Source organism: Providencia xihuensis, from assembly GCF_041953405.1.
GTDB lineage: Bacteria > Pseudomonadota > Gammaproteobacteria > Enterobacterales > Enterobacteriaceae > Providencia > Providencia vermicola.
This window is the reverse complement of sequence record NZ_CP169565.1, coordinates 3,110,576-3,130,443: the sequence shown is the minus strand read 5'-3', so window position 1 is coordinate 3,130,443 and position 19,868 is coordinate 3,110,576. Positions and strand designations below refer to the sequence as shown.

9 protein-coding genes are annotated in these 19,868 nt (G+C 37.9%); 8 read left to right on the top strand and 1 reads right to left on the bottom strand.

What is annotated here, in order from left to right; translation table 11 throughout:
• Positions 1 to 247: 247 nt before the first annotated feature.
• The 3 genes from ACE2AL_RS14105 to kdsB all read left to right on the top strand — a co-directional run bounded on the left by ACE2AL_RS14105 (position 248) and on the right by kdsB (position 1,531).
• Complete coding sequence (locus ACE2AL_RS14105; protein ID WP_206086645.1) at positions 248 to 463, top strand: cold-shock protein; 216 nt, start codon at positions 248 to 250, stop codon at positions 461 to 463.
• A 136-nt stretch (positions 464 to 599) separates the two neighbouring features.
• Positions 600 to 779, top strand: a complete 180-nt coding sequence (locus ACE2AL_RS14100; RefSeq protein WP_206086646.1) for a Trm112 family protein — start codon at positions 600 to 602, stop codon at positions 777 to 779.
• Positions 780 to 784: 5 nt separating this feature from the next.
• Positions 785 to 1,531 carry a 3-deoxy-manno-octulosonate cytidylyltransferase gene (gene kdsB, locus ACE2AL_RS14095; protein WP_206086647.1) on the top strand — a complete coding sequence of 249 codons (747 nt, stop codon included), beginning with the start codon at positions 785 to 787 and terminating at the stop codon, positions 1,529 to 1,531.
• 74 nt (positions 1,532 to 1,605) lie between these two features.
• Here the strand turns inward: kdsB and elyC are convergent, their stop codons facing one another.
• Positions 1,606 to 2,433, bottom strand: coding sequence for an envelope biogenesis factor ElyC (elyC, locus tag ACE2AL_RS14090; RefSeq protein WP_206086648.1), 828 nt, complete (start codon positions 2,431 to 2,433; stop codon positions 1,606 to 1,608).
• A 338-nt stretch (positions 2,434 to 2,771) separates the two neighbouring features.
• Between elyC and cmoM the strand changes: the two genes are divergently transcribed.
• The 5 genes from cmoM to ACE2AL_RS14065 all read left to right on the top strand — a co-directional run bounded on the left by cmoM (position 2,772) and on the right by ACE2AL_RS14065 (position 19,553).
• Positions 2,772 to 3,560, top strand: coding sequence for a tRNA uridine 5-oxyacetic acid(34) methyltransferase CmoM (gene cmoM / locus ACE2AL_RS14085; protein ID WP_375083620.1), 789 nt, complete (start codon positions 2,772 to 2,774; stop codon positions 3,558 to 3,560).
• Positions 3,557 to 4,882, top strand: a complete 1,326-nt coding sequence (gene mukF, locus ACE2AL_RS14080; protein WP_375083619.1) for a chromosome partition protein MukF — start codon at positions 3,557 to 3,559, stop codon at positions 4,880 to 4,882. Before cmoM ends, mukF begins: the two co-directional genes overlap by 4 nt.
• On the top strand, positions 4,863 to 5,588 hold the full coding sequence (mukE, locus tag ACE2AL_RS14075; protein WP_272538756.1) for a chromosome partition protein MukE: 726 nt from the start codon (positions 4,863 to 4,865) through the stop codon (positions 5,586 to 5,588). Before mukF ends, mukE begins: the two co-directional genes overlap by 20 nt.
• The gene (gene mukB / locus ACE2AL_RS14070; protein WP_375083618.1) at positions 5,588 to 10,030 is read left to right on the top strand and encodes a chromosome partition protein MukB; all 4,443 of its coding nucleotides are present in this window, start codon (positions 5,588 to 5,590) and stop codon (positions 10,028 to 10,030) included. The genes mukE and mukB overlap by 1 nt, the downstream gene beginning before the upstream one ends.
• A 550-nt stretch (positions 10,031 to 10,580) precedes the next feature.
• Positions 10,581 to 19,553: a C80 family cysteine peptidase gene (locus ACE2AL_RS14065; protein WP_375083617.1), complete on the top strand. Its 8,973-nt coding sequence runs from the start codon at positions 10,581 to 10,583 to the stop codon at positions 19,551 to 19,553.
• Positions 19,554 to 19,868: the final 315 nt, after the last annotated feature.

Sequence of the window (19,868 nt, the reverse complement as noted above, 5' to 3'; positions counted from 1 at the left end):
ATCGTTGTTACTTAGTTTTGTCATCATAATGTCAAAATAGACTGTTAACTTCACAGTAGATGCGTGGTGCCTGAAATTTACATTTACGGGCGTTATAAAAGATGCACAATAATTTAGTGCATGAATTGGTAAAAGTTTAATTACTCTTTAATGTATTAATAGATCGGCAATATATAAATGGGAAGCAAGAAAGAGTAATGATACAAAAATAAAAAGGTATTGTTCTTAGAACAAAAGGAGTTTTAATATGAATTTTCAATTACATATGGGTCGAGTTAAATGGTTTGACGCAAAAGAAGGTTACGGTTTTATTTCACCTTTTAATGGTGGAGATGATGTATTTGTGACAACAAAATCAATTGCTAATAAAAAAATTAAATCATTGTTTGAAGGTCAAAACGTTGAGTTTTCCTTAACTCGTAGTTCCGATGGCATAACGGCTGCTGACGTTATTGCTTACTAAATAAAAACAGCACAATTTCTCCTGCTTTCATCCTCTCATCTTCGCAGGCGATCTTAATCAGAAAGATTAAAGTTAACGGTGATATCTGCATGTGATATCCTGACTCTAAGTGAGTCAAATCCATTCGGGAGAAAACATGGATCACCGTTTACTTGAAATCATTGCCTGCCCTGTTTGCCATGGCAAATTAAGTTACAACAAAGAACACCTCGAACTTATCTGTAAGTTTGATCATCTGGCCTATCCCATTCGAGATGGCATCCCCGTTTTACTCGAAAACGAAGCGCGCCAAGTCTCATTAGATGAAGGACAATAATCGCCATGTTTACGGTTATTATTCCTGCGCGTTATGCATCAACCCGTTTACCTGGCAAGCCGCTGGCTGATATCCATGGTAAACCGATGGTTGTTCGAGTGATGGAGCAAGCCATTAAATCAGGTGCAGACCGAGTGATTGTCGCAACAGACCACCAAGATGTGGCGAATGCGGTCATTGCTGCGGGTGGCGAAGCGTGTATGACTAACCCTGATCACCAATCAGGTACAGAAAGATTAGCTGAAGTTATTGATACATATGGCTTCTCTGATGATGAAATCATTGTGAATGTACAGGGTGATGAGCCGTTAATTCCGCCTGAAATTATTAGCCAAGTTGCTCATAACCTTCAAGGCAGTAAAGCGAATATGGGCACTCTAGCTGTACCAATTCATGATGCACATGAAGCTTTCAACCCAAATGCAGTGAAAGTGGTGACAGATCATGAAGGGTATGCATTGTACTTTTCCCGTGCAACGATCCCTTGGGATAGAGACAATTTTGCGAAAAACCATGATTCGATAGGTGATTTTTTCTTACGCCATATTGGTATCTATGCTTATCGTGCAGGCTTTATTCGCCGTTATATTCATTGGGAAGCGAGCCCGCTAGAGAAAATCGAAATGCTTGAGCAACTTAGAGTGCTTTGGTATGGCGAAAAAATTCATGTGGACGTTGCAAAAGTGACACCGGGGGCAGGTGTTGATACACCAGAAGACCTAGAGTTGGTGAGAAAACAATTCTTATCATAGGTATTTATTCGCTTTTACCAATGGCATGATGCGATAAAAAAGGCGTAACCTTAATGAGTTACGCCTTTTTGTTTTTATTCGGAAACAACTAACTCAGGTGTGCTGAGTGATTCTTCCAAGGCTTGAGTATTGTCAGGCTTTATATGCCACCAAATCGTGCCAATAAACTCGTACCAAGCTCGCTCGCTATGGCTGAAGTAATAGGATGAAGGAATATATTTTTCCCATGGATTAATACCACTGCTAATGGCTAATTGATTTGCAGGGGCTGGATAAGGCTGCATACCTCTATCGGTGAACATTGTAATAGCCCTTGGCAGATGGTTAGCGGATGTCACAAGTAAAAATGGCGCTTTACCAATGATTTTCTCAACCTCGTAAGCCTCTTCTTGTGTATCTTTGGGGTCAGTGAGTGGGATTGTATCTGACTCAGGAACACCCAATGACTGTGCTACGTTAGCTGCAACTTCGGCACTGCTCATCGTGCTGTTGGCTTTTCCGCCTGTGAATATCAGTTTGCTCCCAGGGTGTTTAAGATATAAACGCACGCCTTCGGTGACCCTTGGCAGGCTGTTATTTAATAAATTGGCGCTTGGGCTCCAATCAGGGTTATAGGTAAAACCACCGCCTAAGACTACGATGTACTTGATATCATTTGGTGGGTTTTCTGTGATTAATTCATAGCGTTTATTGTATTTACCCTCAATAGGGGCGAGCAAGCTATCTGAAACGGGTTGTAAACCAAGTAGCGCTATTAACACTAAGCTCGCGGTTGTTAAGCTTTTCCCCCATTTTTGCCAGCGAGTAAACCACAGTAAAAGCAGCCCGATAGCCCCAATGATGAGCAATAGTGGCAATGGCATCAAAAGTGAGCCAATGTACTTCTTTAAGAAAAATAACATAATCAAGCCTATATTTAGGGGACTAACCACTGCCAATACTCGGTATGAGTCTGGCAAATTTGCTACATAAGACAACGAAAATTAGCGTTAATAATGCCAAAATGAAATTCGCTGAGCAAAAAAAACTACTATGCAAAAATATAGCTATTATCTGTTATAATTTACGTTTCAATTGTCGCCAACATCTTGTGTGATAAGCACAATACTCAGTGATAATATTCATGATTAGATAAATTTTCATCAAAATATGGATGAAATTGGCTAATTTTGAATGTTTTTGCGACAAATTGACCCATAAATATGCTGTAAATGACGAATGATAGGCAACTGGATAGCACATGGCAGACCGCAACTTTGATGATATTGTCGATAAATTTGCAAAAAATATCTACGGAACGACCAAAGGCAAAATACGTGAAGCGGTGGTTTGGCAAGACTTAACTCAACTATTAGAGACCCAGTTTAAGGGAAAAACGCTACGGATCCTTGATGCAGGTGGCGGAGAAGGCCATTTTTCGCGCAAATTAGCGGCATTAGGTCATCAAATCATACTTTGCGATTTATCCGAAGAGATGTTGGAACGTGCTCGTGAGTTAGCCAAAGAAGAGGGAATTATTGGTAACATGCAGTTTGTCCATTGTGCAGTACAAGATATTGCACAATATGTTGATGAACCAGTTAACCTTGTTCTTTTTCACGCGGTTCTTGAATGGATTAGCGATCAAAAATATGCAATTGAACAGCTGGCAGATATAATCAGACCAGAAGGCGTATTTTCTGTCATGTTCTATAATGCAAATGGCTTGGTTATGCGTAATGCAATTTTAGGTAATTTTCATCTTGCAACACCGCATATCCAACGTCGGCGTAAACGTTCGTTGTCACCGCAAAAACCGCTATTTCCTCAGCAAGTTGATGAGTGGTTAGCAGAGTGTAAGATGGATATCTTAGGGAAAAGCGGTGTCCGGGTTTTCCATGATTATTTGCAAAGTCGGCAGTTACAGCAAAAAGATTTTCCTGCGTTGTTGGCGCTTGAACAACAATATTGCCGTGAGGAACCGTATATCAGCATGGGGCGCTACATTCATGTCATGGCACGCAAACAAATACAAAAGGACGATTTATGAGTGATTTTTCCCAGACCGTCCCTGAGCTCGTGTCTTGGGCACGAAAAAATGATTTTGCAATTTCACTTCCCGCTGAACGTTTAGCATTTTTACTTGCCGTTGCTGTACTGAATAGTGAGCGGGTGAATGGTGAGATGAGCGAAGTGGAATTGGTCGATGCCTTCCGTGAGGTTTGCAAAGGGTTTGAACAAACGACAGAGTCACTGGCGGTACGCGCAAATAATGCCATCAATGATATGGTACGCCAGAAAATATTTAACCGCTTTGCAAGTGATATTGTCGAAGGTAATGCAATTTATCGTTTGACACCATTAGGCATTGGTATTAGTGATTACTATATTCGCCAACGTGAATTTTCAACGTTACGGCTTTCGATGCAGCTTTCTATCGTTGCAGGGGAATTGCAACGTGCGGCAGAAGCTGCCGAAGAGGGCGGTGATGAGTTTTATTGGCATCGTTATGTTTTTGCTCCGCTAAAATATTCTGTAGCTGAAATCTTTGATAGCATTGATTTATCCCAGCGAATAATGGATGAGCAACAAAATTCCGTAAAAGAAGATATTGCAGCACTGCTAAACCAAGACTGGCAAGCGGCGATTGCCAACTGCGAACAATTATTGTCAGAAACCTCAGGAACTCTGAGAGAATTGCAAGATACGTTAGAGGCCGCAGGGGATAAACTACAAGCTAACTTGCTACGTATTCAAGAAGCGAACATGAATGCGCCTATATTTTCAGATATGGTTGATAGGTTAGTTTTTGATTTGCAAAATAAATTAGACCGTATTGTGAGCTGGGGGCAACAATCCATTGATCTTTGGATTGGCTATGATCGTCATGTTCATAAATTTATCCGTACTGCGATTGATATGGATAAAAATCGCATATTTTCTCAGCGGTTACGTCAATCCGTTCAACATTATCTCGACAGCCCTTGGGCACTCACTTACACCAATGCTGACCGATTATTCGACATGCGAGACGAAGAACTTGCCTTGCATGATGAAGAAGTCACAGGTGAGTTACCATCAGAACTGGAATTTGAAGAATTTAGCGAATTAAATGATAGGCTTGCAGAACTAATGGAAGCAGAACTCGCGTTCTATAAAATAGAGCAGCGTCCATTAGATGTTGGTCGTGTATTACATGATTACTTGCAGCAGTATCCGCAAAAACGTCATTTTGATGTGGCGCGAATTATTATTGATCAAGCTGTAAGATTAGGTATCGCAGAGGCTGATTTGGCGGGATTACCGGCAGAATGGCAAGCTATTAATGATCACGGAGCCAAGGTACAGGCACATGTCATCGACAAATATTGAACAATTTATGCCAGTTAAGCTGGCTCAAGCATTAGCTAACCCTATTTTTCCAGAGCTAGACAGCCAATTGCGTTCAGGTCGCCACATTAGCATTGATGACCTTGATAACCACGCATTTTTGATGGATTTTCAGGAAGCGTTAGAGCAATTTTACGCACGTTATAACGTTGAGTTAATCCGTGCGCCAGAAGGTTTTTTCTATCTGCGTCCTCGCTCAACCACATTAATCCCACGCTCCGTATTGTCTGAGTTGGATATGATGGTTGGGAAAATCCTTTGTTACCTCTATTTGAGTCCAGAGCGCTTAAGTAACCAAGGTATTTTTACCTCACAAGAGTTATTTGAGGAGCTGCTATCGCTGGCAGATGAAAGCAAATTATTGAAATTTGTTAATCAGCGCTCGACAGGGTCTGACCTTGATAAACAAAAATTGCAGGAAAAACTAAGAACATCACTAAACCGTTTACGCCGTTTAGGCATGGTGCATTTTTTGCAAAATGATTCGAGTAAATTCATTATTAGCGAATCGGTTTTCCGTTTTGGTGCTGATGTGCGCAGTGGTGATAATCCGCAAGATGCCCAATTACGTATGATCCGTGATGGTGAAGCTATTTCCCTCGATGGTGAATTATCACTCAAAGACAGTGATGACGACGAAGTCGAAGATAGCCAAGACCCAGCAGAAAGTGATGAGGATGAAGAATAATGATTGAACGCGGAAAATTTCGCTCACTGACGCTGGTGAACTGGAACGGTTTTTTTGCTCGTACTTTTGACCTTGATGAGCTGGTGACTACACTCTCAGGGGGGAATGGTGCAGGTAAATCGACGACCATGGCGGCGTTTATTACTGCCATGATCCCTGATTTAACCTTGCTGCATTTTCGTAATACCACAGAGGCGGGTGCGACATCGGGTTCCCGTGATAAAGGCTTACACGGTAAATTACGTCCAGGTGTCTGTTATGCCATCTTGGATGTGCTGAACTCAAAACACCAGCGTGTCATGGTCGGGGTGCGCTTACAACAAGTCGCTGGGCGTGATAAAAAAGTCGATATTAAGCCATTTATGGTGCAAGGTGTGCCACTTGCCACTGTACCGACCGAAATTTTAACGGATGTGATTGATGGGCGTCAGGCCAAGGTTATTCCATTAAATGAGTTAAAAGAAAGACTTGAAGAGCAAGATGGCATTTTATTCAAGCAATTCAACTCGATAACTGATTACCACTCGATTCTGTTTGAATTAGGCGTATTGCCTAAACGCCTGCGTTCAGCAGGGGATCGTAGTAAATACTACCGTCTTATTGAAGCCTCGCTGTATGGCGGGATTTCAAGTGCAATCACGCGTTCATTACGTGACTATTTATTACCAGAAAACAGCGGAGTCCGTAAAGCGTTCCAAGACATGGAAGCTGCACTACGGGAAAACCGTTTAACCCTTGAAGCTATCCGCGTTACTCAATCAGACCGTGATCTATTCAAACATCTGATTAGCCAAGCCACAGACTATGTTTCTGCGGATTACATGCGCCACTCAAATGAACGACGCATTCACCTTGATGCGGCATTGGCAGCACGTAATGAACTCTACGCTAGCCGTAAACAACTCCGTGTTGAACAAGTTCGCAGTGTTGAAATGGCGCGTGAATTAAATGAGCAAAATGGCTCGTCAACAGAGTTAGAGGCGGACTACCAAGCAGCAAGTGATCACTTAAACTTAGTGCAAGCAGCCCTTCGCCAGCAAGAGAAAATCGACCGTTATCAAGCTGATATCGAAGAACTGACATATCGCCTTGAAGAACAAAGTGAAGTTGTTGCACAAGCGACAGAATCACAAGAGGAATTTGAAGCACGTGCTGAAGCGGCGGAAGTTGAGGTTGATGAATTAAAAAATCAGCTCGCCGATTACCAGCAAGCGCTTGATGTACAGCAAACGCGCGCCATTCAATATCAACAAGCACTGCATGCGCTGAATCGTGCACGTGAGCTGTGTCAATTACCTGAATTAACCATCGATAATGCAGATGAATGGTTAGACACGTTTGAGGCCCGGGAACAGCAAGCAACCGAAGCCTTATTGGCACTTGAACAAAAAATGAGTGTAGCAGATGCTGCACACAGCCAATTTGAGCAAGCCTATCAACTCGTTAAGAACATGGTGGGTGAGGTGAGTCGCAGTGATGCTTATCAACAAGCGCGTGCATTATTGCGTGATTGGTCATCCCAGCAACATTTAGCTGAGCGTGTTCAACCTTTACGTATGCAACTCTCTGAATTACAACAGCGTTTAAGTAGCCAGCAAAATGCAGAAAGGTTACTCGCTGAGTTTTGTAAACGCCAAGGACAGAGCTATGAGCCCGATGAGCTCGATGCCTTAATGGCAGAGCTTGAAGCTCAGCAAGAAGAATTAAGTGTTGGTGTAAATGAAAGTGGTGAACGACGCATGCAAATGCGCCAAGAGCTTGAACAAATTCGTCAGCGTATTGCTCAGCTTTCAGCGAAGGCTCCTGCGTGGATTGTTGCTCAAGAAGCGTTAACGCAACTGAACGAACAATCGAGCGAGGCATTCGATTCAAGTACCGCTGTTACTGAGTTTATGCAGCAATTGCTCGAACAAGAGCGCGAAATTACTGTTGAACGTGATGAAGTTGCAGCCCAGCGCCGCGATCTTGAAAAACAAATTGAGCGTTTAAGCCAGCCAAGTGGGGCAGAAGACAGCCGCATGTTAGCGCTGGCAGAGCGTTTCAATGGTGTTTTACTGTCTGAAATCTATGATGATATTACCATTGAAGATGCCGCTTATTTCTCAGCGCTATACGGCCCAGCTCGCCACGGTATCGTGGTACAAGACCTTGATGTGGTTCGTAGCCAGCTGGATTCACTACAAGATTGCCCAGATGATGTGTATTTCATTGAGGGAGACCCATCTTCTTTCGATGATAGCGTTTTTGATGCTCAAGAGTTTGAAAGTGCCGTTTTAGTACGTTCATCTGAGCGCCAATGGCGTTATTCGCGCTACCCTGAATTGCCACTGTTTGGCCGTGCAGCGCGTGAAAGTCATTTAGAGTCGCTCACAGCAGAACGTGATGAACTCGCAGAGCGTTATGCGACACTCTCTTTTGATGTGCAAAAAATTCAGCGTGCACACCAAGCATTTAGTCGCTTCATTGGCCAACATATTTCCGTGGCGTTTGAAAGTGATCCTGAAGCTGAAATTCGGACATTAAATCAAAAGCGTACTGAACTTGAACGTGCATTAAGCCAATATGAAGAACAAACTTCGCAGCAACGCCAGCAGTTTACTCAAGGTAAAGAAAGCTTAGCTTCTTTGAATCGCCTCTTACCTCAAATGGGGTTACTGCTCGATGAAACCTTGGCGGATAGAGCGGAAGAAATTAGCGAAGAGCTGATTGAAGCAGAAGAAGCGGCGCATTTCCTGAATAAACATGGACATGCGTTAGAAAAATTAGAGCCGATTGTGACAGTATTGCTCAGCGATCCTGAGCAGCACGACCAATTGCGTAAAGATTATGATACTGCAAAACACACACAGCAAAATGCGAAACAGCAAGCCTTTGCTGTGGTTGAAGTTGTCCAGCGCCGTGCTCACTTTAGTTACAGTGACTCGACAGGTATGGTCAATGAAAATGCCGACTTAAACGAAAAATTACGCCAACGTTTAGAACAAGCGGAAACAGAACGTACACGTGCTCGTGAGCAATTACGTCAGCACCAAGCTCAATCTGCTCAATATCACCAAGTTTTTGCTTCATTACGTAGCTCTTTTGAAACGAAGCAAGAAATGCTGAAAGAGCTAGAAGCTGAAATGCAGGAAATCGGTGTTAAAGCCGACCCAGATGCGCAAGAACGGGCTCGGATTCGTCGTGATGAATTACATCAACGAGTAATGGAAAATCGTAGTCGTATTAATCAGTTAGAAAAGCAGCTAACACTATGTGAAGCTGAAATGGATAACTTACAAAAACGTCTACGCAAACTCGAAAAAGATTATTACCAGCTGCGTGAGCAAGTCGTTTCGGCGAAAGCGGGTTGGTGTGCAGTAATGCGTTTGGTGAAAGATAACGGTGTTGAACGCCGCTTACACCGTCGTGAACTTGCATATACCGATGGTGACAGCCTGCGTTCAATGTCGGATAAGGCGCTAGGGGCCCTACGTCTAGCTGTGTCAGATAACGAGCATTTGCGTGATGTTTTACGTCTATCGGAAGACCCAAAACATCCAGAGCGTAAAATTCAGTTCTTTATTGCCGTTTATCAGCACCTACGTGAGCGTATTCGCCAAGATATCATTCGCACTGATGACCCGATTGATGCGATTGAACAAATGGAAATTGAGCTTGCACGTTTAACGGAAGAATTAACAGCACGTGAGCAAAAACTGGCCATTAGTTCGAAAAGTGTGGCGAATATTATCCGTAAAACAATTCAACGTGAGCAAAACCGCATCCGTATGCTTAACCAAGGGTTACAGGCTGTGGCATTTGGTCAGGTTAAAGGGGTACGTCTAAACGTCAATATTCGCGAAAGCCATGCACTGTTATTGAGCGTGCTATCGGAAGAAAGTGAGATGCACCAAGACTTATTTACTAGCCAACGTTTAACGTTCTCTGAAGCTATGGCAAAACTGTATCAGCGTCTGAATCCACAAGTGGATGTTGGGCAGCGTTTACCACAAACTATCGGGGAAGAGCTGTTAGATTATCGTAACTATTTAGAGTTAGATGTAGAGGTTAATCGTGGCTCAGATGGTTGGTTAAAAGCAGAAAGTGGTGCGTTATCAACAGGTGAAGCTATCGGAACAGGGATGTCAATTCTTGTGATGGTAGTACAAAGTTGGGAAGAAGAGTCACGGCGTTTACGAGCTAAAGATATTATTCCTTGCCGTTTATTATTCTTAGATGAGGCTGCACGCTTAGATGCTAAGTCAATAGCAACGCTATTTGAGCTGTGTGATAGGCTAGAGATGCAATTGATTATTGCAGCGCCGGAGAATATTAGTCCAGAAAAAGGGACAACCTATAAATTGGTTCGTAAAGTGATTGGTAATAATGAGCACGTACATGTTGTTGGTCTAAAAGGGTTTGGGCAAGAGACTCCTAATACAGTAACACCAGCATTACAGTAATTAGTTACCTGAATAAAATGAAGGCCGATATTTATTTTTAAATATCGGCCTATTACATTTGATGAAAGCTATTCTTGATTATTTACAACTCCTTTTCCCTGTTGAATTAAATCACAAGTACCAAGTTATCTAATCTTTTTAATAATATACCAAAGTGCTAAATTTATTGGTAATTACTTAGATAGTTTCGAAGTAGTATGAATAAAATCAATAAACCCTGGAGTTTGATATCTGGACATAGACCTATATCTAATTTAGGTCATAAATACAAGACGAATCCTACCATATAAAATTAATTATTATTAATTTGATACATAAAATTCAATTGAATCTATTACCTATATAGTTGACTAAAAAATACTTCAATAAGTAGTATTTATTTCAAATTGGTAATGTATTTATATTAAATATAAATATTGAACTCTATCCTATAATATTGTTTTTAATGTTAAATTATTTAACTAATATGATTTTTAATTGTAATATTGTTTTGCTAATTGTTTTATTTAAACATCTTTGTTCATTTTAAATTATATGGAGATTTTTAATAATGGGTAATATTGTAGATGGTGTTGATTTTTCACAAACTCAATTTATTGAATATTTTACAAGTGATGAAAATAGGGGCATCTATTCGACTGTATTTAATGAATATGGTTTGGATTTATCTAAATTGCCTGGATATTGTTATGGTTTTTCAAGTTCATTTTTAACATATGCTGCAGAAGGTAATGGTGAAAAATTCCTGAAAATGTTGAATCACTTAAATTATGTGTTAACTAATGATGAAGGAAAATCAGTACACTTGAGTAAAATAAAACAAGATGCACTAAAAATACATGCGAAAGAGATATTAGATTATTACATGCTAGATGTCATAACGACCCAAAATTTTAATGAAAAAGGTATGTTATATAGCGATTATGTCGAAAATTTATTAGGTGTTGACCTTGTTACAAAAAAAAGAAACTTCATTGAATATGTAGAAGAAATTTTTGAATATAACCATCTTTTAGCATTGAATAAAAATATAGAAAATAGTGATTATTATGATTACTTAAACAATGGAATTAAAATTAAAACTAAAAAATATTGGGAGGCGTTACATGCAGAGCCATCATTTTTTGAAACAAATGATGGAAAGGCAGTTGTATCAGATCCACTATTCATAAAGTTAAAAAATAAATTTAAATCTAAATTGAAAACAATTAATGAAAATTATAGCCACTCAGATATAACCTTTTTTGTGGATGTAATAATCACAGATGTTCAAAGAGATCTTTATTTAGAGTTGGAAAGTTATAATAGAAAAAGAGGAATTGCAAACTCAAGGCAAAATATAAGCAATTATGGGAATCAAGGTTTATATGAAATTAAGTTAAGTGAATTAAGTTCTAGTTTGATGGAACATACTCGTAATAGTAAAGAGCCCTTTTTATGCCATTTTTCATCAGAGCAACACTCAATGGCGATCAGTGTTAATTATGATGATGAAAATAAAAATTGGAAATATAGATTTTTTGATCCTAATGCGGGCACTTATATGGCCGATGAACATCAAGTATTTGTTGATTTTATAGAGCACTTTATCTCTATGAATAAAGAGAATTATAATTTTAGTTCATTTGAGAATGGTGAGCATAAAGTTTATATTTCTATAGTTGGAAATTCTGCAACTCAAAGTGATAGAGGAAAATTTAAAGGAATAGAAGCTAAAAGACTAAGGGACCTAGAAATAAAATTATTAATAGAAAGAAAAGAAATAATTGAAGATAATGAATTAAGTATAAAGCTAATTTATACAGGCTATAATGAACAAAAAAATATAGTAGAAGCTCAAGTTACAGTTAATCGTAAGATAATTACTATTTTTTCAGATGTTATGGAATTTACTGATTTGTTCGATAAGTTGAAATCTAGCAAAGATTTATTAAAGACAATAGAGGGGGATATATTCATTTCTAAAAATGAATATAAAGTATATAGAGTTAACCACAGGTTTAATATTAATGAAGATAAAAAAATTGAACAGTATATTGATAATAACAAGGTGATAGCTAAATTAGATACAGATTTCTTTGACACACATATTAATCATATGAAAGAGGATCGATTGCTTACCTTAGCTGGAGAACAATCAGCGAGTACTGAAAAAATTGACTCCTGGCTTGACCCATATGAAATATACCAAGCAGAGCGTGCTAAAGATGCTGATCCTGACAGAGCAAGAAAGCCCACTGAGTATAGTTATAATGTCATTGTTCAAATTGAAGGGGATGAGATATCAAGTAAAGCGACTGCGCATGCTTTCTCTAAACACCCAGATAACTCAATGATTATTCAATATGACATAAAGTCTCGTCAATATAAAATAATTCATGGTGAAATTAACCGACTTAATTCAGATAGGGTCAGATGGATAACTGTTGGTCACGGTGGCTATATCGGTGGCGGTAAGCCAACTTTATATGGAAAGAATACACCTGAACAATTTGCGGAAGGAATGAGTTATTTACGTAAAAAAATATTAAATAGTCAAAGTCCAGATAAATTAGTGTTAATTGGTTGCAATTTAGGCCGAGGAGGAGTTAGTGAAAACTTTGCATTTGGTGTCACTGGAGCCCTCGCTGAAAAAGGCATGAAGATGCCTATTATTGCCTATAATCGAAAAGTAAGTGTTATTTATATGGGTAATAAGTTGATCGTGCCTGATGACACGGTATTAGACTCAATAACCACTAAACACTTCAAGCAAACCTATCAATTTGACCCGAAAATATTGGAAATTAACATTAATAATAAACTAGGAGCCGTCTATTTTATTGATGAGCTACGTCGCGGTGAAATAGATTTTAAACAGTTAATAGACAATGAAAATCATTTTATGTTTGAGGGATTAGGTATGATTCCTGGGATAGATTCATTTGCTAGTTTTAGGGACGGTGACTCATATAATATAGACTTTAATTTGCTAAGAAAAGTAGCTTACAATCCAGAAGGTTATAAACAATTTATCGATGAGGTGGCAAAACATAAAGGGGAGCTGCCTGATGACTTTCATGCCTATTTTTCTAATAAATTGCGTAAGCTAGATACACCAATATGGGAAATGGTTGATGCGGACTATATAAAAAATAACCCTTTAAGAAATCGGGGGCAGGATGGTTCATTCATTACTGTCGTAATACGCTTGACTGGAGAATCTAAAGGGCTAGATATGGCACAGAGGTTAGCAAGGTCAGAACCTGATAACGTCATGATTATTCAGGCAGACCCTAACCTAGAACAATGGGACATGAAGCAATGGAATTTAGAATATGGTTCGGTTTCTAATTTACAGAGCAAAGAAAAACCCGTTAGATGGGTGTTGATTGGTGACTCTGATACGGTTATCAAAACAAATAAAAACTTACACTCTTTATTAGCAAATATACGAGACGAATACCCGTTTATTAATCCTAAGCAAATTTTATTCCAAGGGATTGATACAACAATGGTTACTACGGCTGGAGATCACAAGCAGTTTACTGATGACTTATCAACGAAGCTTAAAGAGTTTGGTTTTGACTCGCAAGTAATCTCGAAATTAACATTCCAACCTGTATCTAAACCGATATCTCAGCCAGTAGCCACAAACCATATGCAGCCAACGCTTACAGCCAATAATAATCATGAATATTTGAGCACATTGCTTGAGAATATAGCACTTGAAAATACTGTAATCAAAGATATAAATATTACAGATCATCCTTATTTAGCTAATTACTTTACGGATTCTAATGGTCAGCTTGATATTAAAAAATTAAAAATTGCAATTTATGATCCTTTAGTTAGCCCTAAAGTAAACGAATATTTAAATCAAGCAAAAAACGAAGATTTAACTCAGTGGAATAGTCTATTTAAATCGAAGCCATTAGGTTCACTACAAGAGCAAGCAGGTAATATTAATAGAATATTAGTCTCTATTCAAAATGACCTATCGTACATTAATAAATTAAGCGAAGATTCTATTGAACAATTGAGGGTATTATTCCCTGCTATTAATGGATTCGATAAAGGAAAAGTGCTCGCGTTATCGACTGACCGCAATGCCTTCATGTTACTAAGCCTTGATTTAAAAAATTTTAGTCAACTGAATCCTTATAATTTTGACTCAGAAGACGCTCCTTTAAAAGGGCTGTTATTGGACAAAGCCTTATCATTATATCAAGAAAATAATAGGCAGAGGCAGCAGCAATTTAATCAGTTAATAAATAATACGAAAAATAACTCCAATGGAAGTGAAGTTAATTTAATTAACCATGGAATGATTAGACTACATGGCTATTCAGAAAATCTAGACAAAAAGTTAGGGCTTACCTATGGTTTGGAATCATTATTAGGCGATATTGATTCAGCTCGAATTTTGATGAAAAGAAAAGCATATTTAGAGCAGCAGCAACACGAAGGCTTATTAAGCAATAGTGAAGAGGTGTTACTAAAGAAACTAGAACAGTATTCAAGCCATATTGATAGAGGATTGAGCGATACGGGTATTTTGGTGGAAGACCTACATCTATCCAATATTTTAACGGCTGAGCTATCTGATGTAGAGCTGCATAAGGGCGCAATATATTTATTAAAAGGAGAGTCAACCACCTATACAGTAACATATAAACTTCAAGATGGTATTTATCAATATAGCTTATTTGATCCGAACGGTATTCAAATTCAAGTTAAACAACAAAATAAAAGGCAAGCCAAGAGTGATTTTAGAAAAGTATTAACGAGCTATTTAAATGAGGAAATTTCTATTGAAAATGGGAAATGGGTATCACGGGCAAAGCATGCTGGCTTTATAGTTGACAGTAATGGTGAGCCAAGAGGAACGATCGTATTTATTGACCCTCTCTCTACTGATCTTAAAGAACGTATGAGCCTCTATAGTCAGCAACGAAACGATATTATTAATCATACAGATTTTAATGAACCTAAAAATAGTTGGATTAATATTAAAGGTGAAGACATATCGCTAGCTAAATTGCAGAAATTAGGGACTACAATTGATGGAAAAGCGATAACAGTTGAAGAAACTAGAAGTGAAGGTTGGTCAAATAAAATTCGTTTTAATGCGCAAAGCCTTGCAGCTGAATTAACTTTATTGAGCGGTAGCGACTCAGATCTCGCCTTTCTAAAAGCACTGAGTCTGCAATTAAATGATACCGATATAGCAGATATTGTAGAGTATGATGCAGACTTTCGCGATACTGCAATATTAAAAAAACAATTAAAATATCTAGCAAAATTTAAAGACGCTAATGGAATAAAGTTTACGCCAAAACATATTGAAAAATTAAGAGGATATGGCGTGAAATTACCTCCTTTTCAAAAATTTGGTAATCGACTTGGTCAGGTTATGGGCGGGGTAGGTATTGGGCAGACTTTAGTGAGCATTTATAGCATTATTGATAGGCTAAATAACCCTGATATTACAGAAGATGAGTATGATGAGCTAAAAAAACAGTTATACATCACATGTGGTTCGGCATTAGCCAATTATGGTGACATGATTGTTCAACCGGTTCTATTGAAAATGGCTGGAAACAGTTCTTCGCTGGTAAGATCTCGTTTGGCGATGGGAGTACTTATTGTATTTAATTTAGTTGGGATGGGATTTGATGCCTACCAAGCCTACGATAACTTATCGAAATTAGAAAGTGTCTCTGATCCAAAACAGCGAGAAGACTTAATCGTTAATGCCTCGCTTTCTATTGCTAGTTTTATTGTCAATGGCATTGTTATTATTAGTATTTTAGCAGCTTCTTCAACAATCCCCGTAGCTGGTTTAGTTATAGGTGCAATTTTAATGATTGGCGGATGGATCTATAATGGGATAAGGGCAGTTGAAAATATTAAAGAACAAATAGATATTAGTTGGGATCGTGAATTAGAAGAGGGGATCAGAGGCGCATTTGGTTTACCCCCGACGATTCGAACTCAACAAGAAATAATGAATAAAAACTATATCGCCTTATTCATGCATAATGAGTGGCTAGAGTCTTTAAATACATTTGAACAGCTTTTTGAGGATTTAGGTTTTAGTCATCACTTAAAAGTAATGGAAAAACCTATTATTGAGAATGAAGAAAGATTTTATTTAGTTGATGAAGATAATAACTATTTTGGAGGGCCTCTTGCTGATGTTCATCTTGGACACGGATTTTCAGAAATAAAATACCTTAAGCGGGGAGCTCCTACTTATAGTTGGAGAGAAGCGGATATATTACAAAGGAATTATCATTTACAGCCAAATGGCCATACTCGGGCGAAAAGACCTTATGAAGCCGCATCCCGTAAATATGTCAAGCAATTGAGTGAAGTGAAAGGCCTAAAACAAGTTGGCTCAGTACCGACAAGTGAGCGTTACTCTTTTAATGTGGACTACAATAACCCATTATTAGATAGATATAATGCTAAGCATGGAATTGAACGGCACTATTATCAAATTCCTTTTGAGCAGCAATTTAAACTATCAGCTCAAAAGCAAATTAATCTATATATTACAAAAGGGGGATACAGCCATTTTAAAGAAAGCATAACGCAGGTTTCTGATGATGCGCCTAATGGTATGACTATTGAGGGGGGAAATATTGATGAGATTACTTTGAGTTTAAATAATATTTTTTCAAAAGGTATGAGTATTGATACTGCTACTGGCGATGATGTCGTTATTGGTAAGAAAAATAAAATGAACGCATTTCAAATCTCTACAGGAGAAAAATATCTTGTAGGAGGAAATAAGACAGATTATTTTTATTTGAATGATAGTGACATTAACTCATTGAAATCGGGAGGAAATGAACCGACTAAATATTTAGATGGTCTTTTAGGTCAAGACACTTTAATGATGAGTGAGCCGATTTTTGGTTATAGCGTCCATGTTAATTTAAATGAGTGTCGTGTGAGTTATCAAAATGATAAAACAGGGGATGCTATTAATGTTGCAAACATTGAAAATATTGAAAATATTATTTTATTCAATAAGTCTAATGATGAAGTCCATGGTGATGAACAACAAAATATTATTGATGTAGGAGCTGGAAAAGATAAAGCATATGGGTATGGCGGTAATGACCGATTGATACTTGTGGAAGGTGAGGCTCATGGGGGGGATGGTGATGACAGTTATTATATTCGACGTTTTGATTGGACAGAACATGCCCCATATTTTTATCGGACACGTACAAAGTACAATCGAAAGAATAAAAATTTCGTAGATGTTCCCTATATAAACCCTGAGTACTTTAAGATAAATGAACATAAAAAAGTGTTCGTGTCTATAAATGAAGATAGCCAGTCAGTTAGCTCTATAGATATCGAATATACCTTAGATGAAATATCTGCTGTTTATATAGAAAATAATCATTTGTATATCAAGTTATCATTAGAGCCTGAAAATAAATTAGGCCATACATTTACTAATGTAAAAAGTGAGGTCACTATCGAATTAAGAAATGCTTATTCTACAACGGCAGATGGTAGAAAGTTACAACATAGTTATAATATAACCACTCGTGATGGGTTTACGTTTAATAGTGAATTAAAAACATTTTCAAATGAAGAGGATAAATCTATAAAAAAAGATTTGTTCAGTATTACTTATCTTCAAGATAATGATCAATTATCCCATTCCAGAAATGATAATGTTTATATTAATGAACAATCAAAAGAGATAACCATTCGTGGTGTTACCAAGCCATTATCCCCTTCTTGGGGGCATTTCTACGCTGCTGGAAAAGCGAAAAATTTTCAATATCAAGGAACTGATGAAAATAATCAAGTACAAGGGATTAGTGAAGGTGCTTTTATTACAGTTAGCTTAGGTCAGGATGTCTACCAAATAATTCCAACACTTTACAAAAATGGGGAAGTTATTTTTGATTTTTCTGAGGTAAAAGACCGTTATAGCAAAGAAGATAAAATCGTTTTGTTATTACCTACCGAAAATGCTTATTCATTTACTTTAGATGGAAAAATATTGAGAGTCAAAGATAAGTTAAATGAAGAAAAATTTAGCATAAGATTCGAGAATTTTGATGAAAGTATGAGTGATTCAGTCATTATACAAGATAAGTACAGTAATATATTCAAGCTAAAATTACAGCAAGAAGGCGGTACGATAGATAATATTGAGCAGGTAACCAAGCGCATTGATGATAATTATATTGTTACTTTACCAGCAGGTTACCTTTCTAATGAACCTGTCATCGCTGGTGAGGATGGCGATGATATTATTACTGACAGAAGTATGATGGGGCGTGTTATTTTAGGCGGGCGAGGTGATGATACGATAAAGGTTTTTGGTGGAAATAATGTTCTTTTAGGCGGTGAAGGGGAAAATAGCCTTAGCGGAGGAGAGGGGCATGACTTTCTACTTTCTAGTCAGGGAAATGACATTCTAATGGGAGGGAAAGGAAACGATCATTATTTAATTGATGGTAGTTATGAGGGGATGGTTTTCATTGATGATACCGAAGGGTATAACCATATCCACCTTGTTAATTTTAGTGGTGAAACACAAGAGGAAGCAGATGAGAATGGCAATGTGTATCGTAGATATCGCTCTGATTTTGATAAATATGTTATCGTGAAATTCAAATCTGAAGAAAGGAATACACCTCAAATTCATATCTATCCACAGTTGACACCAAAACTACAAAAGTTGATGGAATATAATTCAGAATCATTAATAGGTGAATTAACCAAAGAGCTATCGAACACAAATAAAACTGGGCAATTATCTACTTGGAACCCTGTTGAAAAGTTACATGGTATATTGGAAGGTATCCAAAAACCAATATCACTGACACCTAGAAGTGAATATTTATTCCTTGATTCTACGAATTCTAAGGGAAATTGGCTAGTAAATACCTTGGAAGGTGATGATACTGTTAATGATAAAAGCGGTGATGGCCGCATTATTATGGGTGATGGGGGATTTAAGCGGTTTTCAGTCGATGGCGGAAATAATGTGCTATATGGTGGTAAAGGTGAAAGCTCATTGGTTGCTGGTAGCGGTGATGATGTCCTGATTTCACTATCTGGCGATGATGTGTTAAATGGGATGGAAGGGGACGACCTTTATGTTGTAAATGGATATGGAGAGGGACATGTGGCTATTTATGCTACGCAAGGAGAAAATAAAGTCATTTTGGTAGGTTTTGATGGTGGCAAGCTAATTGAAGATAAACGGTCGAATGGCATTGTAGAATCAACATTGACCTCAAATACTGGGCGAGTCGTAACTATCTATTATCGTAACCATGAATACTCAGATAGCGATAGTGTGTCCGTAGAGTTTTATAAAGATAATAAAGATCTATGGAAAAATCATAGCGAATTAGTTGTCGATAGATTACTTCAAGTATTGGCGAGCAGTCGGGAAAAATATGAGAATAACCTAGATATGGCTTTGCCTGTACATGAACAAAGTAACTGGGCTCCTACCACTTATGTTGAGTCCTACTTAGCGAAAACATTTTAAGGTAGTGAAGGTAAAGTAACCCTATAACTTTTATAAAAACGCTCAAGTCAATAGATTGAAATGAGCGTTTTTTTATTATGGTATCAGTCAATTTAAGTCCCATCATATGGGATTATGATTTAATAACTTGAGTGTACACCACTTGGTAAAATTATTGTTTAATTAATTTGAATAAAACAAGGTTTTTCAAACATATTTCCTCCTAATAAAAACCATTTTTTTTATATGGGAATTAGCTATTAAAGAAAGCTCTCAGTAAAGCTTTTAATTAAAATAAAATTCATCTATGTTTAAAGCGTAAAGTAGTCGATTAGC